This window comes from Streptococcus sp. M334 (assembly GCF_000187745.1).
Lineage (GTDB): Bacteria > Bacillota > Bacilli > Lactobacillales > Streptococcaceae > Streptococcus.
On sequence record NZ_GL732486.1, the window covers coordinates 580,789 to 603,171 of the forward strand.

A 22,383-nucleotide genomic window follows, 5' to 3' on the forward strand; every position below is an offset into this window, starting at 1 on the left:
AAATAAAAATACTTCTCTAATCCATCTCCCTTACATGTGTCTCAATAAAGGCAATTTCCTCTGGAGAAAGACCATATTTTTGATAGAGCTGACGGTCAATATCAGCCACTGATTGTGTCCAATCAATGTCTGAATTGACCGTAAAGTCTTGGAGAGGGACATATTTCCATTTATCTTTAGTATTATCTTGGGTAATTTTTAAAATTCCAAGCATTGTGCGCAAAAACTTAGATTTAATATATTTTAAACAAGCCTCCGCCTCTTCTAAAGAATCAAATTCACCAACAGAAATAAATGTCTCTGTGTACCCGATGACGGGGGACCCGATGACGGGGGTCGATAGGACTTCGCCAATCGCCCCACTTCCATTTGCTTTTGGAAGAATTATTTTATACTTTTCAAAATTTGATGGGCATGTTACATAATCTTTTCTAAACCATTTATATACACGTTCATTATTAAAACGTCCATATATTTTAATATACTCATTACCATCTTCAGGTTTTATATCGAAAAATAATTCAGGCAATTTTTCAAAAGCATTAGAGGCAACTCTCCTATCAGAAACTCTGCTCATTAGTTTAGGAAAATCTGTATAAATCAAATCAGAATAGCGATATGATCCTCTATTAGTAACAAACTGATCAATAGATTCAAAATTTTTCTTTATAACTTTCTTTCTAATTGAATTCATTTCTATAAAGGGAACAAAAACTTCAATTGGTTCAAATTCTCGTTCAGCATCATAATAAGTAACTGCTACCCCTCCTTTTATATCAGTTCCAGGAAATACATTACCGCTCTTTTGTTCAAAAAAAGATACCTTTACATGCTGATTATTCAACATTTGTTGATTCCAAGTTTTTGGAGTCCCTCCAGCATTTGATAAAAATCTTGCAGGAGTTATTAAAGATGCTTTTTTAGAAATTTTATATGATTCTGAAATAAATTTATGATATATAGGCATATCCTTTGTACTTGTTCCCTGTGCCTCCTCTTGGTAAGGCGGATTTCCTATCACGACATCAAATTTCATTTCACTTTCCTCACTTGATAGGCGCTCAAAACCTATCATTTTATTCTTTTTCCAGTCTTTGATTTGGGTTTTAGATTCTTCTACTTCTTGGACTTCTAGCTCATCTGAAAACAAGCTTAACTGTTGAGATTGCTCTTGTTTAGCCGAGTAAGGACTATTTTTTTCCAATCCATCCATCTGAAAGACATTGTAGGATATAATAGTCGCAATTTCTTTCTTTTGCTCTAAGGTTGGTTGATTTCCAATATTTGCAAGATAGTAGTCCTCAAATGTTGCTAAAAGATTTTCACGCGCCAAAAGGAGAGAATCTCCTTGATACTCATAACCATAAGAAGCACGATAAGCTTTTTTTACAAGTTCATAGAAGGTAGCTTCGTCCGAAACCTCACGACTAATGCGCTGCAATTTTCTATCAACAAAACCAACTCGTTCAGATAATGGAATTTCCTCACCAGTTACGGTATCATAGCGCGTTACCATATAAGGTGCTTCACCACAGGTAATTTCTAGCCAGCGTAATTGGATATAATCTTCAAGATCCAGAGATTCAAGCTCAGCTTCCACGTAACCATTTTGCTTTTCAACTAACCAAGTTGGCGTAAAAACTTCGGCTCTAATCTTAGTTCGATCTTTTTGTTCATACTTGGACTTTTCTGATCGGGGTTGAACCAAGTCTGCATAGGTTCCCGTCACCTTACTTGCATTGATGCGATCACTTGGAGCAAATCCCTTTCCTAACAATTCATAAGAATGCGTTGCCCAAACAATATTTTTCTTGGTCGTTCGATCTTTTAAAAGAATTTTTAATAAGTCGGCAGACTCCATAGCCAAACTTTCTTCACTAATATCTATTGTCATAAGCAACCTCTCTTATATTGTAAGCCCTATTATATCATATTTTAAAGAATGAAAATTTACTTGAAAAAAGTAATTCAATAAATATCTCTCCGATGACCAACTTCTAGAGTAGCAATGACTAATTCATTATCTATAATTTGTACGATAACTCGATAATTACCAATTCTATAGCGCCATTGACCAACGCGATTACCAACCAAAGGCTTTCCGTGTCGTCTTGGGTCTTCCAAAACATTGGTTTGTAAATAGTTTGTAATTAGCTTCTGCGTATAACGGTCCAATTTTTTTAATTGCTTGATGAAGCGTCTTGTCGGAACTAATTTATACAAATTATTCATCCTCCAAGCCTAAATCATGCATCATTTCTTCCCAAGTAATGGGTTCAACTCCTTTTTCCAAGTCTTCTAAATACTCTTGATAAGCTAAATCTGCCACACGAGCGTCGTATTCGTCTTCTAAAGCTTCAAGAGTTTTGGTGCGGACAAGTTCCGACAGAGAAACTCCTTCAAACTTAGCCATTGCTTTCATAAATGTTTTATCAGCTTCAGAAACTTTTAATGTAATAGTAGTCATCTTTTGTACTCCCTTTTTTAATGGTAACACCATTGTATTACTTTTTAGGTGTTCAGTCAATATAAAAAGAACACCTTCTCAGCATTCTTTTTATATATCTGTCAATGGTGTTGCAGTATCTGGTGAGGTATCGTAAACCTTAAAGTCTACTCCAACTCCCAGATCCGCTTGGGCTAGCTGGTTGACCATGGTCATGTGAGCCAGCTCCTTGATATTGTTTTCCTTAGACAAGTGACCAAGATAGATTTTCTTAGTGCGATTTCCTAGGGTCCGAATCATAGCTTCAGCACCGTCCTCGTTAGAAAGGTGACCTAGATCAGATAGGATTCGTTGTTTGAGTCGCCAAGCGTAAGAACCTGCTCGCAAAATCTCTACATCATGGTTGGACTCGATAAGATAGCCATCCGCATTTTCGACAATTCCTGCCATACGGTCACTGACATAACCTGTATCTGTCAAAAGGACAAAACTCTTATCATCCTTCATAAAGCGATAAAACTGCGGTGCGACTGCATCATGGCTAACCCCAAAACTCTCAATATCAATATCTCCAAAGGTTTTGGTTTTGCCCATTTCAAAGATATGCTTTTGTGAAGAATCTACCTTGCCAAGGTATTTGCTATTTTCCATAGCTTGCCAAGTTTTTTCATTGGCATACAAATCCATACCATACTTGCGAGCCAAAACCCCCACACCGTGAATATGGTCTGAATGCTCATGGGTAATCAAGATGGCATCCAGGTCTTCTGGTTTGCGATTGATTTCAGCAAGTAGGCTGGTGATTTTCTTACCAGACAAACCTGCATCTACTAAAAGCTTCTTTTTTGGGGTTTCCAGATAAAAGGAATTTCCACTGGAACCCGACGCTAAAATACTGTATTTAAAGCCTGTTTCACTCATTCTAGTCTTCTACTTCGTCCTCCCATACTTCTTCTTTCACTGCATCCTTATCATAAGGGAGCACAATGGTAAAGGTCGATCCCTTACCGTATTCACTCTTAGCCCAAATAAAGCCCTTATGTTGTTTGATAATTTCTTTAGCAATAGCTAGTCCTAAACCAGTACCACCTTGGGCACGACTTCTAGCACGATCCACACGATAAAAACGGTCAAAGATACGTGGTAAATCCTGCTTTGGTATCCCCAATCCTTGGTCTGAAATGGATAAAATCATCTGATCATCAGTTGTCTTCATGGTCACTGTGATTTTCCCACCATCTGGAGAATATTTAATGGCATTGTTGAGAATATTATCAATCACCTGTGTCATCTTGTCTGTATCAATTTCAATCCAGACTGAGGTAATTGGGTAATCTCTCACCAGTTCATATTTCTTCTCTTCATCCTGCCCTCTTATCTGATCAAAACGGTTGAGAATAAAGGTTATAAAGGCAGTAAAATTAATCAATTCCACATCCAGATGACTGGTTGCATTATCAATTCGAGAAAGATGAAGAAGGTCTGTTACCATCCGCATCATACGGTTGGTTTCGTCTAGAGACACCTTGATAAAGTCTGGTGCTACAGGTTCTGACAAGGCACCCTCATCCAAGGCTTCAAGATAGGATTTTACGCTAGTCAGAGGTGTCCGTAGCTCATGACTAACGTTGGAAACAAAGAGTCTCCGTTCCCGTTCTTCCTTCTCCTGCTCCGTCGTATCGTGTAAAACTGCAACCAAACCTGAGATAAAGCCAGACTCACGACGAACCAAGGCAAAACGTACACGAAGGCTTAGATACTCTCCATTGGCATCCTGAGAATCAATCATAAGCTCAGGAATCTGGGTGATCAAATCGCGAAGTTCATACTCGTCTGCAATCTTAAGCAATTCTAGAATACTTTTATTAAGAACCTCTTCCTTCTGAACGCCTAGCTGTTTCTTAGCCATATCATTAATCATGGTAATCTTACCACGACGATTGGTCGCAAGAACTCCGTCCGTCATGTATGAGAGGATACTATGCAATCGTTTACTCTCTTGTTCCAGATTTTCTTGAGTCAAGCGAATTACTTCTGATAAATCATTGAGATTATTGGTAATATTAGTGATTTCAGAGCTTCCCTGCATGTCCAATACCTGAGAATAATCTCCTGCAATTAGGTCTTTTATCTTTTGATTGATTTGTTTCAGTCGAATATTATCCCGACGATTTTCTAGCAAGAGTAAGGTCACAACTAAAATAAAGCCAAGTAAAATGAGGCTAAAGATAAAATCACTGGTTAAAACTATGTCTTTAATTAGTTTAATCATTATTTCTCATATAATAACCAACACCACGACGTGTTAGGATATACTCTGGACGGCTTGGTGTGTCTTCAATCTTCTCACGCAAACGTCTGATCGTTACGTCGACTGTTCGAACATCTCCGAAATAATCATAACCCCAGACCGTTTCAAGCAAGTGTTCACGCGTAATTACTTGACCGATATGAGACGCCAAGTGATACAAAAGCTCAAATTCACGGTGAGTTAAGTCTAGTTCTTCACCGTATTTTTTAGCTACATAGGCTTCTGGAACAATCTCCAAGTCGCCAATTTGGATAGGCTGAGGTTTGCTATCTGCTTCCTGCTCATCTACTGGTATAGGATGAGAACGCCGAAGAAGAGCTTTAACACGCGCCTGCAACTCACGATTTGAGAAGGGTTTTGTCACATAGTCATCTGCCCCAAGCTCTAAACCGATAACCTTATCAAATTCACTGTCTTTAGCAGAAAGCATGATAATAGGTACACTACTTGTCTTGCGAATGGTCTTAGCAACTTCTAAACCATCAATTTCTGGAAGCATCAAATCCAGAATAATAATATCTGGCTGCTCTGCTTCAAATTGTTCTAGCGCTTCACGACCGTTAAAAGCAGTTACAACCTCGTAACCTTCCTTGGTCATATTAAACTTGATAATATCCGAGATTGGTTTTTCATCATCTACAATTAATATTTTTTTCATTTGTTCACCTTTTTCTCTACTATTATATCAAAAAAATAACAAGAAAACACAATAGCTAGTCTTTGCTACTGTCTAAGTTGGCTTTTGCATAAGCCTGCCAGATTTTTTGTTGGGGTTTAGCAAGCGGAACATCCTTAAACTCTTCTGGTGAAAGCCAGCGAACTTCCCTATCTGAAAAATTATGGAAATCACTCACCTGACCTGCTACAATTTGAACATGCCATTTACGATGGCTAAAGACATGCTTGACAGTCTCAAAATAAACATCAAGCCAATCAACATCTAGGTCGTAGTCCTGCTGGAAACTCTCTTCTGGACTTGGGCCAAAGTTCACACTTTCTTCTGCAACCTGATGAAAGAGGTCAAACTGCTCTTCTTGCGAAAAGTCATCTACTTCTATCAAGGGAAAATGCCAAAATCCTGCTAACAACTTTTCGCTTTCATTTTTTTCAAGAAGAAATTTTCCCTGACTATTTTTTACCACCAAGGCTTTAAGATAAATAGGAACAGGCTTTTTCTTGGGAGCCTTGATTGGATAACGGTCCATGGTTCCATTCTGATATGCCGCACTGAAGTCCTTCACTGGACTCTCTTCTGGTCTAGGATTTACAGGAGCCTCAATGTCTGAACCCAAGTCCATCAAGGCTTGATTAAAATCACCTGGACGTTCTGGGTCAATCAAGATTTCCATCATTGCCTGAAAAATTTTGCGATTACTTGGAATACCAATATCGTGGTTGACTTCAAATAGACGCGCCAAGACCCGCATGACATTACCATCTACAGCTGGCTCAGGCAAGTTAAAAGCAATACTAGAAATGGCTCCTGCAGTGTAAGGACCAATTCCTTTTAAACTGGAAATTCCTTCATAGGTGTTTGGAAATCGACCACCAAAATCAGCCATAATCTGTTGAGCAGCAGCCTGCATATTGCGAACTCGAGAATAATAGCCCAATCCCTCCCAAGCCTTCAACAAACTTTCCTCAGGGGCATTTGCCAAACTTTCCACTGTTGGAAACCAGTCCAAGAATCGTTCGTAGTAAGGAATAACCGTATCAACTCTAGTCTGCTGGAGCATAATTTCAGATACCCAGATATGATAAGGATTTTTACTTCTACGCCAGGGTAAATCTCTTTTGTTTTCATCATACCAAATGAGAAGTTTCTCACGGAAAGAAACAATCTTCTCCTTTGGCCACATGACGATACCGTATTCTTTCAAATCTAACATATCTCTAGTATAACACAGAAGATTCTAACTGTCCTTTTCCTAGTATTAATACTCTTCGAAAATCTCTTCAAACTACGTCAACGTCGCCTTGCCGTAGGTATGGTTCCTGACTTCGTCAGTCTTATCTACAACCTCAAAGCAGTGCTTTGAGCAGCCTGCGGCTAGTTTCCTAGTTTGCTCTTTGATTTTCATTGAGTATAAAAAGCCTCTTCCCAAGGGAAAGAGGACTAAATCTTATTGATGAACAGCTTGGGCTGCTGTGATAAGGGTCAACTTGTAAACATCATCAGCATTACATCCACGAGAAAGATCGTTAACTGGCTTGTTCAAACCTTGCAAAACAGGACCTACGGCCGCAAAGCCACCAAGACGTTCTGCCATCTTGTAGCCGATATTTCCTGCCTCGATACCTGGGAAGATGAAGACATTTGCTTGACCAGCTACCGTACTTCCAGGAGCTTTCAGAGCTGCAGTTTCAGGAACAAAGGCTGCATCAAATTGCAACTCACCATCGATTTCAAGGTCAGGACGCAAGTCGTGAGCAATTTTAGTTGCTTCAACAACCTTATCAACACTTTCTCCAAATCCTGAACCTTTAGTAGAATAGCTTAGCATAGCAATTTTAGGTTCGATACCAAACATCTTAGCTGTAATTGCTGAGTTGATGGCAATTTCAGCCAAAGCTTCCGCGTCTGGATTGATGTTGATGGCACAGTCTCCAAACAGGTAACGTTCCGTACCACGAACCATGAGGAAGGCACCTGATGTACGCGTTACATTTGGACGAGTTTTGATAATTTGAAGGGCTGGACGTACTGTTGAAGCTGTTGAGTGAATCGCACCTGATACCATTCCATCAACCAAGCCCATGTATACTAACATAACACCAAAATAGTTGACATCTTCAACCAAAACCTTGCGTGCATCTTCTTCAGACATTTTGCCCTTGCGACGCTCCACCAAAGCAGCAACCATTTCTTCAAATTGAGGATAATGTTGAGGGTCAATGACTTCATAACCATCCATGATCCCTTCAATTTCAAGATAAATTTTAATTTTTTCAGGATTTCCAAGCAAAACAGGAATCACTTCTGTTTCTTTTACCAAGCGTTTAGTTGCTTGAAGAATACGAGGCTCTTCCCCTTCAGGGAGAACGATACGAGCATTTTTGCCAACAAGGTTGGCTTTGAGACTTTCAAAAACTTCCATGAGTTTTCTCCTTTAAAATAATAATTATACTCTGAATCAGTTTTTATAGAGTATTAGTTGATAACTGTTTAATAAGGTTACTGAAATCATCCGGCAAGGGACTTTCTAACTGCAAGTCTTGCTCTAAAAATGGATGATAAAAAGATAGGTAATGGCAATGCAGGGCCTGACGTTGGATGCCGTCGTCCAGACTACCACCATACAAATCATCTCCCAACAAAGGAAAACCAATATGAGAAAAATGGACTCGGATTTGGTGGGTTCGTCCAGTATGCAGGCGAATGTCAACCAAGTGAATATTCCCATAAGATGCCACAATCTTGTATGAAGTATGGGCATACTTTCCACCTTTGGCCACACGTCTAGTAATAATGGAGTCTTCATCACGCGCAATCGGAGCAATAATTTCCCCCTCTGACTCCAAATATCCATCACCTTTAACCAAAGCAAAGTAGCGTTTTTCAATGGACTTCTTCTGCAACTGCTTGTCTAATCGTGCGTGGGCATAGCCGTGCTTGGCAAAGAGCATCAAGCCAGAAGTGTCCCTATCAAGCCTAGTCACAATGTGAACCTGCTGATTTTCATAGTCTTGCTTGACGTAGTAACCCTTGATAAAATTGGCAATTGTATTGGAGTGGTTGACACTAGGAATAGAAGCCACTCCATAGGGTTTGTTCAAGACTAGAAAATGGTCATCCTCATAGAGAATATTCAGTGGGCGCTCGATAGCTTCTAGAGTTTCAAAGCCTTCCTCAGCAGGAATATTGATGATAACTCGGTCTCCAATATCCAATAGATAAGTTGCATTTTGCGGTTGGTCATTGACCAGAATAGCTCCGCCTCGAAACTTAATCTTGGCCAGCAGCCCTTTAGAAACCTCGTGCTTTTTTAAGAAGGTCTTAACCTTTACATGCTCATCTGCGATAAATTCAAACCTCATTCGTCCACCTCGCCGATAAATGCATCCTTAACACGATTCCAGAAACTGGTGTGGCTCGGTGACGCGACAAAGTGAATCTTATGATGATCGATTTGATACTCAATACGCTCAATATTGCGGAATGAATAAACGCTATTGTCAACAGAAATGGTATGGTAATCGTTTCTCGTTGGAATGAGTTCAATCTTATCCTTTTTAGGAACAATAATGGAAGAACCCAGCGTTCGATAGACACGATTGTTTAGGCTGGCAATTTCCGTCAACTGAAGAGCTTCAATGGTAGGGTGTAAAACAGCTCCACCAAGTGATTTGTTATAGGCTGTACTACCAGTCGGTGTCGAAACTGTTAGCCCATCTCCTCGAAAACGTTCAAAGGGGACACCATTGATTACAATATCTGTTACCATTGTTCGATCCGACCTGCGGATACTGGCTTCATTTAGTGCCCTGAAAATCTTCACTTCACCATTTTCAAGAAAGACCTTCACATTTAGAACAGGGTAAGAGACTCTTGCTCCCGTATCTAGCTGCAAATTAGTCACTAGCTTATCCAACTCAAAATCACGGTAGTCCGTATAGAAGCCCAGATGTCCCGTATGAACACCAATAAAGCGTACCTTGTCAAGTTGGTTTTCATACTTATGAAAGGCCGACAAGAGCATACCATCCCCACCAATGGAGATGACAATGTCCGGATTGGTATCATTGAGTATAAACTGATTTCTCTTCAAACGATCTCGCAATTCATACAAAACCCTTTGACTCTGTGGTTTTCTATTGGCTATCAGGTCAATTCGTTTACCTGTATTCTTCATCTGTATCGTCACTGTTTCCTACACCGTCATTTAATTTTCTACTCAAAGGATCAAACAGAGCCTGGGCTTCCTGGATATCATCACGAATTTTACCCATTTCTTCATCCAACTGATGGGCAATCTTGGCAGTAATTTCCAGTCGCTTTTTAATCTCCTCTGGGAAATCCCCTTGGTACTTGTAGTTGAGAGAATGTTCTATTGTTGCCCAGAAATTCATGGCCAAGGTACGTATTTGAATTTCTGCTAAAATTGTCTTAGCACCATTAATGGTATCAACCGTATATTCTACTACCATATGGTAGGAACGATAGCCTGAGGATTTTCGATGAGTAATGTAATCTCGCTCCTGTATGATCCGCATATCCTGACGTTTGCGCAAAATCTCCACTACTTCCTTGACGTCATCTACAAACTGAACCATCACACGCAAACCAGCAATATCTTGCAAATCGTGCTCTAAGGTCGCATAAGTAATGCCACGCCGAGCCATTTTTTCCTTGATACTTTCAATTGGCTTGACTCGACCAGTCACAAACTCAATCGGAGAATGCTTATTTTGCTTGCGATATTGCTTACGAATACCACGTAGTTTAATCTTTAACTCACCAACAGCTTGAATGTAAGGATCTAGAAATTCTTCCCATTCTAAGGTCATATATTCTCCCTTATTCTCATATTATCCTTCAAAAATATCTTTGATTTTTTCTCCAGATTCATATACAATAAATACAATGCTTATTATACCATAAGTGAAAAACGTTTACAAATAGTTGTCATTGCTTTTCAATAGTTGAGTTTTTACTTATTTTTCTTTTAAATCATTTCTATTAATTTCTACCGTTTTTTAAAATCGTATTCATCTTCGTATTCATTTTCATAGTCATCTTTGCCCGTATAGTTGAGAAGGTGTCAATTTACTTCTAATAGTTTACAAAAGAATCAGTGAGCAATTTCACTGTTTTTATTTTTGACAAAACCACTACTCCTCCAAGCAGATGATTTTACTCATTTGAAATGCGTTTATTCGATTTACATTTCTTGGATTTTAAATCCATTTTTAAGCAAACAAAAAAACCGCAAGCCTGAGCCTGCGGTCTAGTGTACTATATTTTTGACTTTATACAGGTTTTTTAGTGAGTTCATTAAGAAAGCAATTCATTAACTCGATTTTGAACCGCTTGTGCGTCGTAACCAGCGCTCGATAAATTATCATATCTTTCTTGACCGTTCCCCCACAAGCCTTGTAGCACTTCATTTGCTACGGTATCAAGGTCTGACTTAGCGTTTCCACCATTTAAAAGACTATTCACTCTGTCTTGTACAGCTTGTGCGTCATAACCAGCGTTTGTTAAGTTGTCGAAACGTTCTTGTCCATTGCCCCACAAACCCTGTAATACTTCTTGTGCTACGCTGTCAAGGTCTGAATTAGCGTTTCCACCATTTAGAAGACTATTCACTCTGTCTTGTACAGCTTGTGCTTTGGGCTTAGCTTCTTCATCATCTAGTAAAACAATGTTCTTGTCGTAAGGATTTGAAGAGTATTGCCACCAGCGAATACTATCCATGGATGGGAAATATTCAAAGTCAGCGTTCCCATCGTTCAAGCCATATCCTGCAATCCAAAGGCTATTTGGGAATTTTGCAAGAATCTGTTCATAATAGATATTATTAAGTGTAAATGGCTTGTAGCTGTAATAGATTGGCTCATAGCCGTTTTCTTTGAGGATTTCCATAAAGCGAATACAAGCATCTGTGTTTGCCTGTTTATCTCCACTAGCGTGATCTTCGTAATCAAGACACAAGTATTTTACTTTTTGAGGTACATTATTAAGAAAGTAGCGTGCCTCTCGTTCGGCTTCTTCAATGTCACCTCCAAACCATGCGAAATGATAAAATCCAACAGGGGTTGATTGCTCAACTTGAGCGGACAGGCAAGGGTTGATATAGCTTGTACTTTCAGAAATTTTGATAATAGTATTCTGTGTACCCATGTCAGCCAAAATACCTGTAATATCGTATCCATTGTGGCTAGATACATCGATGAATAAGTCGTTTTCTTCATTTTTTTCCTCCTAGTCTTCGCCTTCGCTTGGCTAAAAGCGTTCAGTTCCATAATCTTCATCTTGGTATTAGTGCTTGGCTCCCACGTCATCCAGTAAGCTAAAGCAGCGTCCGCATGCTTCTTGGGTAGCAGGTCATAGCGACTAATATTGAAGTGGTCTTTAAAGTCAATCTCAGCTTGTCTAAAGACTGACTGAGCGAAAATCTTATCCGCATAAGCTGGACTGTCGATACCACCCAGGCATGCCACGACCCTAGCCTTACGCTTCTTCAGGAGCGATTGAGCATAGCTTGGATGAATCGGTTGCTCACTCTTCAAATAGTCAATATCTTCCAGCATGGTAGCCTGTTGCTCACGCAATTTCTTTTGACCAGTAAACAGAGCGATGAAAGCATCCTCGTCCAAATCCTCACGGATAAATCCGCCCTGCTTACGAATAGCTGGCAAGACCTCTGATGTCACCCAGCGTTTGAACTCCTTGGCCTGAGGCAACTTGCTGGATAAGATAAGAGAGTAGAGCCCAGATTCATTGATGATGATAGTTTCTTGAACCCTTCCTAAATTATCTGTGAGGCCCTGTTTTAGGGCGTCATCTTCATCAACGTGAAGAGCAATTGCATTTCTAGCCTTGCTATATCCTAGGATGTCCGCAACATCTTTCCCAACGAACCACGGCTCGTCATCAATTGTCAAAGTACGGACTTCCTGCCCGTGAAAGTTAAAAATTTCGTTCATAGTATTCCTTTCTAAATTTGGTATAATGAAAATAAAACGATTGGAGAGAAAATATGACTGAAAGAATTTGTTTTATTGTAACTGCTATCGGTGAATCTGGAACAGAAACTAGAGATAGAGCAGATGAGGTTTTTTCTTACCTGATAGCCCCAGTCTGTGAGGAATTAGGATATAAACCAGTACGAGTTGACCAAGTAGATGCAGTTGATAATATCAATGAAACTATTATCAACTACCTTAAGACTGCCCCTATGGTTGTAGCAGATATGACAGGACACAATCCGAATGCATTTTATGAATTAGGATTTCGACAAGCAAAAGAACTCCCCTTAGTTCCTATCATACAAGCAGGTAATGGACTTCCTTTTGATGTTATATCCCAAAGAACTGTTTTCTATAACCTTTCTGTTGGAAAAATCGAGCAATCCAAAAAGGATTTAAAAGCTAAAATGAAAAGCTTTGAAAACTTTGAAATGCCTGAGAATCGTGCCGAAAGAGATCTTACACTTGAGGATCTCAATGACAATTTGAACAAAAAGCTAAACAAGATACTAAATCTGTTAGAGAAGCAACAGTCTTATTCTCCTCTCGTACACACGCATGATTTTGAAACATCGCATGACGGTAAGGTAATTATTACACGAACTAGAAAGAACCGTCCATTATTCCCCTAAGATAAGAAATAGCTAGCTCTTGTTGACTTTGCAGTTCCCCAATCTCAGCAACTTTTTCATTTATAAGTCTAACGGTCCTCAATACTTCATTGAGGGCTGTTCTTTCTAGTTCGTTCATCTTCCCCTCCTACTCCAGCACCTTACTGCCAACTACCAATCGTTTAACGACAACGTCCATCTCCTTAAATTCGGCATTCTCTGCACAGTAGCGGACGCTCTCGCTAATGATGTGACAAATAGAAACGCCGTACTCGTTCGCCAGCTCCGTAGCAATCTCCCAGGCATCTTTGTCAATCCGTGTTACTTTTTGCGCTGCATTGTTCATACTATTTCCTCATTCTCTAACTATTTTCCCATCTGTGTTATAATTCAATTAGTAATTTTTGATATGCGCCTGATTGCCGTCAGGTGCTTTTTTTGGTTTTAATTACATTGTTACGGTTAAACCGCAATGTCAAGTATTTTTTGCGTTTTTTTCGCAATTTTTTATTTTATTCTTTACTTTTTTGCGTTTTTGCCGTAAAATATACTATGTAAGGAGGGGCGGAAATGAAAGTCGAAAACAAAGAAATTTTTGCCAATAATCTAAGTTTTTACATGGAGCAAAAAGGAGTAGACAGAAATACATTATGTGCAGACTTGGATTTGAAATACACTACAGTTCGTGACTGGCTAAAAGGAATAACTTATCCTCGGATTGGTAAAATTGAACTTTTGGCAAACTATTTTAATATAAATAAATCTGACCTTATCGAAAACAAAATTTCTACTGCTCAACCGTCAGACTCCCTTTTAGAAGAAATTACAAACACCGCTCGAAAATTATCCCCTGAAAATAAAAAAATCGTTCTACGAACGTCTGAGGAGCTTCTGGAGAGTCAAAACGAAGAAGAAACGAAGGAAAACGAAGTGTCGGAAGTCATCCAGCTTTATAGTTACGACTACTACGACCATGCTGCTTCTGCAGGTACAGGCCAGTATTTGAACGATGTAAGAGTGGAACGGATTGAGTTACCAGTAGATATCGATGCCGACTTTGTCATTCCGATCAAAGGGGACTCCATGGAGCCAGACTATCACGATGGCGACCTGGTATTTATCCAGACCAGTGTGGACTTAAATAACGGTGTTATCGGAGTGTTCAACTATAACGGTGATGCTTATATCAAGCAGCTTGTCATCGACAAAGACCAGGCATACCTACATAGCCTAAACCCAGCTTACAAAGATATGCCAATCACACCCGACACCGACTTCCGAATTATCGGCGAAGTCGTGGATTTGTATAGAGAGAAATAAAAGTAATATAAGAAAGGAAAAAATATGGGAAGTAACAGAACTAACCAAGAAATAGCTATCTATACTGCAACGATAATACAAGAACTGGAGGATTATCTTCACCACCTTCAGAGAATGAACGACGAAGAGAGTAAACGATCTGATAAAATAGCGCAATGGATAGAGAATTGGGTAAAATACCTAAAGCTTGAGAAAGTTTTTAACTCGCGAAGTATTCCGGCTTTAAAAAGAGGAAGTATCGTTTATGCTGATTTTGGTTTCAATGTTGGCAGAGAATATGGAGGACTTCATTATGCAATAGTTCTGAATAAAACAGATGCACGTTCAAACCATCTTCTTCATGTATTGCCTTTAACCTCTGTAAAAGAAACAACTGATATGTCTAATTTAAAATATTTTCAATTTCCAATTGGCGACGAAGTGTTTCAATTGTTAAAAAATGAGGCTACTCAAAAAATTATAGAATTAACTAAATTATATAAACGTTTTTCAAACAAAGATGCTGAATTACGCGAAAGAGCTGTAATAGTTGAATCACTAATCGATGATAATATAAAAGCTTTTGAAGTGATTAAAAACTTACCAGCTTCTGATAGAGACGATTCTTTTCTCGAACAAATACGAACTATTAATAAAAATATAGACTTTACAAATGCTGAAGCAGATAAAATAAAACAAGAATTGAAAGATAATACAGCTTTGCTGTCAGAACTTGATGAGAAAATAGAGTATGCTAATAAATTTATTCTAAAAATAAAAAATATGAACAAAGATAGCATTGTTTTATTGAATCAGGTTACAACAATTAGTAAAATGAGACTCTATGATCCCAAAAATAATAAATCAATTTTGAATGGTATTGTACTGTCTAATAATACTATGAACAAAATAGATGAGGCGCTGAAAAATATTTTTTAAAATTCGAGTATTTTTATTGACTTTTCTTAAAATTAGGGTTAGAATTAAATCATAAGGTCGCTTGACGACAAAATATATGATACTGTCCCAAGAGGACAATTCTAGCCCTGCTCTTATGAGTTGGGCTTTTAATTTTTATCTAGCAACTGTTTCCATTTTGGAAACAACTCAAAAAAATCCCCACACTCTCCGACGGCCATCTTTGAGTGTGAGGATTCAACCCTCCATCTAGCAAGCAATGGAAAGGATGATAAAAAAATACAACTATAGTTTATCATAAGTTCGACACCTTTTCAACTATGCGGGCAAGCAATCGAAAAGAAAGGGCTTTTTATGATAAAAAAATATATTACAAAAAAAGGAGAGACTAGATATCTCTTTCAAACATATCTGGGTATAGACCCTGCTACTGGAAAAGAAAAGCGCACAACAAGACGTGGATTTAAAACCATTAAAGAGGCAAAGGTTGCCGAACGTGACCTTCTCTTAGACGTTGAAGAAAATGGTTTTTCAAACAATGAAGATTTCCAGAACCCTACTTTCGCTGAAGTCGCTGAGTTATGGCTTGATAGCTATAAAAACACCGTAAAACCAACAACCTATCAGAACGTTAAGAAAAAACTTGATGTTATGATTGACTTGTATTTTACAGATATGAAAATCCAGCAGATCAGTGTAGCTTATTGTCAAAAAGTTGCTATCCAGTTAAGTAATCGCTATATCCTCTATGCCAATTACTACTCTGTCATCAGCCGTATTTTCAAGTATACCACTTCTATTGACATTATTAAGTCAAATCCCTTAGATAAGATTATCAAGCCTAAAAATAGGCCATTAAAGGGCAAAGAAAACTACTATACAAAACAGGAACTAACCGAGTTCCTTAAAGTTTACAAAGCAAATTGCAAACCAGTAGACTATACCTTTTTTCACTTACTCGCTTTTTCTGGATTGAGAACTGGAGAAGCAATCGGCCTCATGTGGTCAGATGTTGACTTTGAAAATAAACGATTAAGCATTTCTCGGACGGCTGTCGTTGTTAATAAAAAACAAACTGTTCAGGACCCTAAAACCAAAATGAGTAAGAGGGTTATCACTTTAGATGATGAAACTCTAAATGTATTGAAATTCTGGAAGCGTCAGCAGATAAAAGAGTATTTTCGGGCTAGTGTGCCTTACAAACATGATTCAAATTATATCTTTACGAATAGTTTCGGAGGATGGATTTCTCCTTCAGCTGTTAAAGAGAGACTTAGAAGATTCTTTTATGAACATAAGGATGTCAAAAAAATCACTCCTCACGGTTTCAGGCACACACACGCTTCTCTCCTCTTTGAAGCAGGTGTTACAGCCAAAATCATTTCGGACAGATTAGGTCACAACAATGTCCAAACCACTCTTGATATGTACACCCACATCAATGACAATCAACGTGTTGAAGTCGTTGATCAGCTTATGACTTTTATCCGTTCAAGCTAAAAGTAAAGTCGTATTCAATCTCGTATTCACTTTTAGATATACACTGTAAAACCAATGATTTCAAGGGTACAGGGAACCGTGAGCAGTTTATACCATAATCCGCTTTCAACGATAAAGAAAAGGTAAGAAAAATGAAACATTTAGAAATTGAATTGAAAACACTCTTGAAAAAAGATGAATACAATCGTCTAAAAGACCAATTCACAGGTGTCACTCCTGTTCTTCAAAAAAATTACTACATCGACACACCTGATTTTGAACTGCGAGAAAAGAAAGTCGCTATGCGCATTCGAACCTTTGAAGACTGGGCAGAATTGACACTCAAAGTCCCGCAAAGTGTTGGAAACATGGAATACAACCAAAAATTGCAACTAAAAGATGCTGAAAACTATCTGAACAAAAAAGAGCTTCCTCAAGGGCTTGTGCTAGATGAATTAGCAAAACATGGTATCCAAAGCAAGAAATGGCAGGTGCTTGGTTGTCTCACAACACTTCGCTATGAAATGCAAACAGCTATTGGTCTCATGGCACTAGATGAGAGTCAGTACTTTGATATTACAGATTACGAGTTGGAGCTTGAAGTGGAAAATCATGAGCAAGGCAAACAGGATTTCCAACAATTTTTAGAGGAAAATCAGATTTCCTACCAAAAAGCTCCTTCAAAATTGGTTCGATTTGTCAAAAGCATGAAAAATAGCTGAAATAATCTCCATTTTTTGGTAAAATAGAAAAGATAAAAATACACACATCCTAGTTCATATATGTAAGGCAGATATAACTAGGATTTATAAAGTTTACAGAGGACGGTCTATAATGTCAGATAGAAAAAACATGAAACTTTTCGCACTCAACTCTAACCAAGAGATTGCACAAAAAATTGCTCAAGCTGTTGGTGTCCCACTTGGAAAACTGTCATCACGTCAATTTTCTGATGGAGAGATACAAGTTAATATCGAAGAGAGTGTCCGTGGTTATGATGTTTACATCATCCAATCTACAAGTTTTCCTGTTAACAACCACCTAATGGAATTGTTAATCATGGTCGACGCTTGTGTGCGTGCAAGTGCTCACAGTATCAACGTTGTCCTTCCATATTTTGGCTATGCACGTCAAGATAGAATTGCATCATCTAGAGAACCACTAACAGCTAAACTAGTTGCTAACATGCTGGTTAAGGCTGGTGTTGACCGTGTCCTTACTCTTGATTTGCATGCCGTTCAAGTTCAAGGCTTCTTTGATATTCCTGTAGATAATCTTTACACTGTTCCTCTCTTTGCTAAACACTACTGTGATAAAGGATTAAGAGGTTCAGATGTTGTTGTCGTTAGCCCTAAAAATTCAGGTGTGAAACGTGCTCGTAGCCTGGCTGAATATCTTGATGCTCCTATCGCCATTATCGACTACCCTCAAGACGACGCAACTCGTAACGAAGGCTATATCATCGGTGATGTTGAAGGTAAAAAAGCCATCTTGATTGATGATATTTTAAATACAGGACGTACCTTCTCTGAAGCAGCTAAAATCGTTGAACATGAAGGGGCTACAGAAATTTATGCTGTTTCTAGCCACGGTCTCTTCGTTGAAGGTGCTGCTGAACTTCTTGATAATACTAATATTAAAGAAATTCTTGTGACTGATTCAGTAGCAACAAAAGAAAAAACTCCTAAAAACGTATGCTACATCACTGCTAGTGAGTTAATTGGTGATGCCATCGTCCGTATTCACGAAAGAAAACCAGTCAGCCCACTCTTTGCCTACAACAAAAAGAAATAAGGTGATTCTTTGATTTATTTGGACAATGCTGCAACGACTCCCATGTCAGCAGTTGCTATTTCAGCTATGACCGAGGTTATGCAAGAAATCTATGGAAATCCTTCTAGTATTCATGCTCATGGTCGTCAAGCTGGCAAACTCTTGCGAGAAGCCCGTCAGGAACTAGCCCAGTTACTGGGGACAAAACCTCAACATATCTTTTTCACTTCTGGTGGGACTGAAGGCAACAATACTGCTATCATTGGTTACTGCCTTCGTCACCAAGAACAAGGAAAACATATCATCACAACTGCTATTGAGCACCATGCCGTTCTTGAAACCATTGATTACTTGGTTCAGAACTTTGGGTTTGAAGTAACCATTATCCAACCAGAAAAGCAAGAAATCACTGCCCAGCAAATTCAAGAGGCCTTACGTGACGATACGATTTTGGTTTCTACCATGTTTGCCAATAATGAGACTGGAAACCTACTGCCCATTGCTGAAATTGGCCAAATACTCAAACAACACCCTGCTGCCTATCATGTCGACGCAGTTCAGGCTATTGGCAAACTCCCTATTCATCCAGAAGAATTGGGTATTGATTTTCTCACTGCTTCTGCCCACAAGTTCCATGGGCCTAAGGGAATCGGTTTTCTCTACGCTTCTAGCATGGACTTTGACTCCTATCTACATGGCGGAGATCAGGAACAGAAGAAACGTGCAGGAACTGAAAATCTGGCTGCCATCGTAGGCATGGTTGCTGCCCTAAAAGAAGACCTAGAAAAGCAAGAAGAACATTTTCAACATGTACAAAATCTAGAAACTGTCTTTTTGGCAGAGTTAGAGGGCATTCAATATTACTTGAATAGAGGACAACACCATCTCCCTTATGTCCTCAATATTGGATTTCCTGGGCAGAAAAACGACCTCTTACTCCTTCGGCTAGATTTAGCTGGCATTTCTATCTCTACTGGATCAGCCTGTACGGCAGGCATTGTCCAATCCAGCCATGTTCTTGAAGCCATGTACGGGGCAAATTCAGAACGCTTGAAGCAATCCGTTCGCCTCAGTCTCTCGCCACAAAATACTGTTGAAGACCTACAAACCCTCGCAAAAAACTTAAAAGAAATTATCGGAGGTTAGCCATATGGCATTTGAAAAAACCATTCAGTTAAAAAATTGTCGTTACGACTACACTCTTAGCCCTTCTGTTAAAAAATTCACCCTCAAGGACAACACCTTTTTTGAGACTAAGGTTGGTAACTATGAACTGACTCGCCTTTTGGAAAAAGTGCCAAACAGCGGTGAAGGATTCCAACTCAAAATCATCATTAACAAGGAACTTACAGGTGCTAAAATCAATATCACTGACAAGTTCGGACTACGTCTGGTTGATATTTTCAAATCAGAAGACCACCACATTCATCAGGAAAAATTCTATTTCCTCATGGATAGCTTGGTAGAACGTGGTGTCTTTACAAAATCAGAAAGATAGAGCCAAAATGTTTGAACTAACCTATAAGGATAGCTACCAAGTAGAGCGTACACTCAAATATGAAGATCATGAAGCTCTCATGCTGGCTCTGTCAGGATGCGTGACCCTACCAGATACACTTTATGTGACTTCTTTGACCTTTAAGAGCCAGAAAGTTTATCAAGGTCTGATCGGAGACCTCTACCGTTTTCTATCACAAGCAGAATTTTTACATCAAAACTAAGATTTTTCTTAGTTTTTTCTTATTTTTGTTGATTTTTTCACAATGTTTCTATAAAATAGAAGAATAGAAAGGTTGTGATTTTGTGAAAGATAAACAGTCTGCTATTCCAAAAGCTACAGCGAAAAGACTCTCTCTCTACTATCGAATTTTTAAGAGATTTCATGCAGAAAAGATTGAACGTGCCAACTCTAAACAAATTGCAGAGGCCATCGGTATTGATTCAGCGACAGTTCGTCGTGATTTTTCCTATTTTGGTGAACTAGGTCGTCGTGGTTTTGGCTACGATGTCAAAAAACTGATGACGTTTTTTGCCGATTTGCTCAATGATAACTCCATCACCAATGTCATGCTTGTGGGAATTGGAAATATGGGCCATGCCCTTCTCCACTATCGCTTCCACGAGCGTAACAAGATGAAGATTATCATGGCCTTTGATCTAGATGACCACCCTGAGGTCGGGACCCAAACTCCTGATGGGATTCCCATTTACGGAATTTCTCAAATCAAGGATAAAATCAAGAATGCCGATGTCAAAACTGCGATCCTAACTGTTCCCAGCGTCAAGTCACAAGAGGTTGCCAATCTCTTGGTGGATGCTGGCGTGAAAGGAATTCTCAGCTTTTCACCTGTCCATCTGCATTTACCAAAAGACGTGGTCGTTCAATATGTCGATTTGACAAGTGAACTCCAAACCCTCCTCTATTTCATGAGAAGAGAGGATTAGAAAGCGAAAATCATTTTATGAAAAAACCAGTTATTGGGATTACAGGAAACGAAAAAACTCATCCAGATGATGACATCATGATGAGCTACGCAGCAAAAGGCTTTGTTGAAGGCGTTAAAAACGCTGGAGGGATTCCCATCATCCTACCGATTGGTGATCAAGAAATGGTCTGCCACTATATCAGTATGATTGACAAGCTCATCTTGACAGGTGGGCAAAATGTTGATCCAAAATTCTATGGTGAACCAAAAACCATTGATAGCGATGACTACCACCTTCAAAGAGACATCTTTGAACTGGCCCTCATCAAGGAAGCTATTAAACAGAAAAAGCCTATTTTCTCCGTCTGTCGTGGGACTCAACTCTTTAACGTTGCCATGGGTGGAACTCTGTACCAAGATATCGAAGACCACTGGCAGGATTGTTCTGCCGAGTACACAACTCAACGCTTGGTGACAGAACCAAATACTGTTCTTCGAGAAATCTATGGAGAAATTTCCCATATCAACTCCTTCCACCATCAGAGCATCAAGGATTTAGCACCAAATTTAAAGATTGCGGCTTATGATCCTAAGGATGGTATCATTGAAGCTGTTATGAGTACAGATGATGTTGCCTTTCTCGGTGTCCAATGGCATCCAGAATTTCTATTTGAAAATCGTCCCAAAGATAAAAACCTCTTTGACTATGTCGTTAATGACCTTTAGATTAAATCCGTCTTTTCACGGTAACTAAAGTAACTAGAGTGAGAGACGATCAAATGGTCCAAAAGGACAATTCCCATCAGGTCGCAGGCTTCTTTAACAAGTTTAGTGACATGATCATCATTTCGGCTAGGGGCTACCGCTCCCGAAGGATGATTGTGAACCAAGATGAGAGAGGTCGCCATATGCTTGATGGCATAGTGAAGAATCTCTCGCGGTTCAGCAATACTGCGAGTGGCAGAACCGATAAAAATGGTCTGTTGATGGATGATTTGATTTTGAGTATTGAGATAGAGCGCCACCAGGTGCTCTTGTTTTTTGTCCCCCAATTCCTGTTGCATCTTCTTGGCCAACTTTTGACTACTGAGAATACTTTCCATTTCAAGGGTCTCGTGTTTGTGAATACGATGCCCCAGTTCGATCATAGCTTGTAACTCTATAGCCTTAACACGACCGATACCAGATAGACTCTGCAACTCCTGCAGGGTCATTTTTTTCAAATCCGTTAGACTTGAAAGATTGCTCAAGACTTTCTGGGCAATTTCAAAAACACTAGACTGACGTGTTCCTGTTCTAAGTAGAATAGCTAGCAACTCTTGGTTACTGAGCGCTTCCACTCCTTCTTGGGCAAGTCTTTCTCTTGGTAATAATGAATCTTCTTGGAATGAAATACTGTACATAAAAATCCTCCTCACTTTATTATTC

Annotated in this window: 26 protein-coding genes and 1 pseudogene; 11 read left to right on the forward strand and 16 right to left on the reverse strand. The window is 39.1% G+C overall.

Features of this window, described 5'->3' with window-relative positions; all coding sequences use genetic code 11:
• Positions 1–16 precede the first annotated feature (16 nt).
• The 13 genes and pseudogenes from HMPREF0851_RS07295 to HMPREF0851_RS0103825 form a co-directional block, all read right to left on the reverse strand.
• Positions 17–1,894 carry an Eco57I restriction-modification methylase domain-containing protein gene (locus tag HMPREF0851_RS07295; protein ID WP_000150987.1) on the reverse strand — a complete coding sequence of 626 codons (1,878 nt, stop codon included), beginning with the start codon at positions 1,892–1,894 and terminating at the stop codon, positions 17–19.
• Between the two features lie 74 nt (positions 1,895–1,968).
• The gene (locus tag HMPREF0851_RS07300; protein WP_009014215.1) at positions 1,969–2,223 is read right to left on the reverse strand and encodes a type II toxin-antitoxin system RelE family toxin; all 255 of its coding nucleotides are present in this window, start codon (positions 2,221–2,223) and stop codon (positions 1,969–1,971) included.
• A 1-nt stretch (position 2,224) separates the two neighbouring features.
• Entirely contained in the window at positions 2,225–2,467 is a 243-nt protein-coding gene (gene relB, locus HMPREF0851_RS0103810) for a type II toxin-antitoxin system RelB family antitoxin (RefSeq protein WP_025169847.1), read from the reverse strand.
• 90 nt (positions 2,468–2,557) lie between these two features.
• Positions 2,558–3,367, reverse strand: a complete 810-nt coding sequence (locus HMPREF0851_RS07305) for an MBL fold metallo-hydrolase (RefSeq protein ID WP_000004961.1) — start codon at positions 3,365–3,367, stop codon at positions 2,558–2,560.
• Between the two features lies 1 nt (position 3,368).
• The gene (vicK, locus tag HMPREF0851_RS07310) at positions 3,369–4,718 is read right to left on the reverse strand and encodes a cell wall metabolism sensor histidine kinase VicK (RefSeq protein WP_000593402.1); all 1,350 of its coding nucleotides are present in this window, start codon (positions 4,716–4,718) and stop codon (positions 3,369–3,371) included.
• On the reverse strand, positions 4,711–5,415 hold the full coding sequence (yycF, locus tag HMPREF0851_RS07315; RefSeq protein WP_000722064.1) for a response regulator YycF: 705 nt from the start codon (positions 5,413–5,415) through the stop codon (positions 4,711–4,713). Before yycF ends, vicK begins: the two co-directional genes overlap by 8 nt.
• A gap of 55 nt (positions 5,416–5,470) precedes the next feature.
• Positions 5,471–6,646, reverse strand: a complete 1,176-nt coding sequence (mutY, locus tag HMPREF0851_RS07320; protein WP_000886159.1) for an A/G-specific adenine glycosylase — start codon at positions 6,644–6,646, stop codon at positions 5,471–5,473.
• Positions 6,647–6,880: 234 nt separating this feature from the next.
• Positions 6,881–7,855, reverse strand: coding sequence for a phosphate acetyltransferase (gene pta / locus HMPREF0851_RS07325; protein ID WP_000451581.1), 975 nt, complete (start codon positions 7,853–7,855; stop codon positions 6,881–6,883).
• A gap of 43 nt (positions 7,856–7,898) precedes the next feature.
• On the reverse strand, positions 7,899–8,795 hold the full coding sequence (locus HMPREF0851_RS07330; RefSeq protein WP_001209986.1) for an RluA family pseudouridine synthase: 897 nt from the start codon (positions 8,793–8,795) through the stop codon (positions 7,899–7,901).
• Positions 8,792–9,610: an NAD kinase gene (locus HMPREF0851_RS07335; protein WP_000799057.1), complete on the reverse strand. Its 819-nt coding sequence runs from the start codon at positions 9,608–9,610 to the stop codon at positions 8,792–8,794. Before HMPREF0851_RS07335 ends, HMPREF0851_RS07330 begins: the two co-directional genes overlap by 4 nt.
• Complete coding sequence (locus tag HMPREF0851_RS07340; protein ID WP_000171683.1) at positions 9,594–10,265, reverse strand: GTP pyrophosphokinase family protein; 672 nt, start codon at positions 10,263–10,265, stop codon at positions 9,594–9,596. The genes HMPREF0851_RS07335 and HMPREF0851_RS07340 overlap by 17 nt, the downstream gene beginning before the upstream one ends.
• A gap of 487 nt (positions 10,266–10,752) precedes the next feature.
• Positions 10,753–11,652, reverse strand: a complete 900-nt coding sequence (locus tag HMPREF0851_RS0103820; protein WP_029693029.1) for a GH25 family lysozyme — start codon at positions 11,650–11,652, stop codon at positions 10,753–10,755.
• Between the two features lie 47 nt (positions 11,653–11,699).
• A pseudogene (locus HMPREF0851_RS0103825) lies at positions 11,700–12,407 on the reverse strand (ORF6C domain-containing protein); the annotation flags it as partial.
• Positions 12,408–12,460: 53 nt separating this feature from the next.
• Here HMPREF0851_RS0103825 and HMPREF0851_RS07345 point away from each other — a divergent pair.
• A complete protein-coding gene (locus HMPREF0851_RS07345; RefSeq protein WP_000139988.1) occupies positions 12,461–13,081 on the forward strand; it encodes a hypothetical protein in 621 nt (206 codons plus the stop codon).
• Here the strand turns inward: HMPREF0851_RS07345 and HMPREF0851_RS16275 are convergent.
• Positions 13,053–13,199, reverse strand: coding sequence for a hypothetical protein (locus tag HMPREF0851_RS16275; RefSeq protein ID WP_001003833.1), 147 nt, complete (start codon positions 13,197–13,199; stop codon positions 13,053–13,055). The genes HMPREF0851_RS07345 and HMPREF0851_RS16275 overlap by 29 nt on opposite strands.
• A 9-nt stretch (positions 13,200–13,208) precedes the next feature.
• A complete protein-coding gene (locus HMPREF0851_RS07350) occupies positions 13,209–13,406 on the reverse strand; it encodes a hypothetical protein (protein ID WP_001057654.1) in 198 nt (65 codons plus the stop codon).
• Between the two features lie 224 nt (positions 13,407–13,630).
• Between HMPREF0851_RS07350 and HMPREF0851_RS07355 the strand changes: the two genes are divergently transcribed.
• The 10 genes from HMPREF0851_RS07355 (at position 13,631) to HMPREF0851_RS07400 (ending at position 21,681) form a co-directional block, all read left to right on the forward strand.
• Positions 13,631–14,380 (forward strand): S24 family peptidase, encoded by a 750-nt coding sequence (locus HMPREF0851_RS07355; RefSeq protein WP_000862004.1) that lies wholly within the window; start codon positions 13,631–13,633, stop codon positions 14,378–14,380.
• Positions 14,381–14,404: 24 nt separating this feature from the next.
• Entirely contained in the window at positions 14,405–15,298 is an 894-nt protein-coding gene (locus HMPREF0851_RS07360; RefSeq protein WP_000535390.1) for a type II toxin-antitoxin system PemK/MazF family toxin, read from the forward strand.
• A gap of 333 nt (positions 15,299–15,631) precedes the next feature.
• Positions 15,632–16,777, forward strand: coding sequence for a site-specific integrase (locus tag HMPREF0851_RS07365; protein WP_000592967.1), 1,146 nt, complete (start codon positions 15,632–15,634; stop codon positions 16,775–16,777).
• 131 nt (positions 16,778–16,908) lie between these two features.
• Positions 16,909–17,478, forward strand: coding sequence for a CYTH domain-containing protein (locus HMPREF0851_RS07370; protein WP_000681282.1), 570 nt, complete (start codon positions 16,909–16,911; stop codon positions 17,476–17,478).
• A gap of 112 nt (positions 17,479–17,590) precedes the next feature.
• On the forward strand, positions 17,591–18,550 hold the full coding sequence (locus tag HMPREF0851_RS07375) for a ribose-phosphate diphosphokinase (RefSeq protein WP_001283824.1): 960 nt from the start codon (positions 17,591–17,593) through the stop codon (positions 18,548–18,550).
• Positions 18,551–18,559: 9 nt separating this feature from the next.
• A complete protein-coding gene (locus HMPREF0851_RS07380; RefSeq protein ID WP_000639647.1) occupies positions 18,560–19,675 on the forward strand; it encodes a cysteine desulfurase family protein in 1,116 nt (371 codons plus the stop codon).
• 4 nt (positions 19,676–19,679) lie between these two features.
• Positions 19,680–20,027, forward strand: a complete 348-nt coding sequence (locus HMPREF0851_RS07385; RefSeq protein ID WP_000863540.1) for a DUF1831 domain-containing protein — start codon at positions 19,680–19,682, stop codon at positions 20,025–20,027.
• Between the two features lie 7 nt (positions 20,028–20,034).
• Positions 20,035–20,250 (forward strand): DUF4649 family protein, encoded by a 216-nt coding sequence (locus HMPREF0851_RS07390; protein ID WP_000462495.1) that lies wholly within the window; start codon positions 20,035–20,037, stop codon positions 20,248–20,250.
• Between the two features lie 82 nt (positions 20,251–20,332).
• Positions 20,333–20,974, forward strand: coding sequence for a redox-sensing transcriptional repressor Rex (locus HMPREF0851_RS07395; protein WP_000653418.1), 642 nt, complete (start codon positions 20,333–20,335; stop codon positions 20,972–20,974).
• 17 nt (positions 20,975–20,991) lie between these two features.
• On the forward strand, positions 20,992–21,681 hold the full coding sequence (locus HMPREF0851_RS07400) for a gamma-glutamyl-gamma-aminobutyrate hydrolase family protein (protein WP_000743347.1): 690 nt from the start codon (positions 20,992–20,994) through the stop codon (positions 21,679–21,681).
• Here the strand turns inward: HMPREF0851_RS07400 and radC are convergent.
• A complete protein-coding gene (radC, locus tag HMPREF0851_RS07405; protein WP_000286934.1) occupies positions 21,678–22,358 on the reverse strand; it encodes a RadC family protein in 681 nt (226 codons plus the stop codon). The two genes, HMPREF0851_RS07400 and radC, sit on opposite strands and share 4 nt — an antisense overlap.
• Between the last annotated feature and the right edge of the window lie 25 nt (positions 22,359–22,383).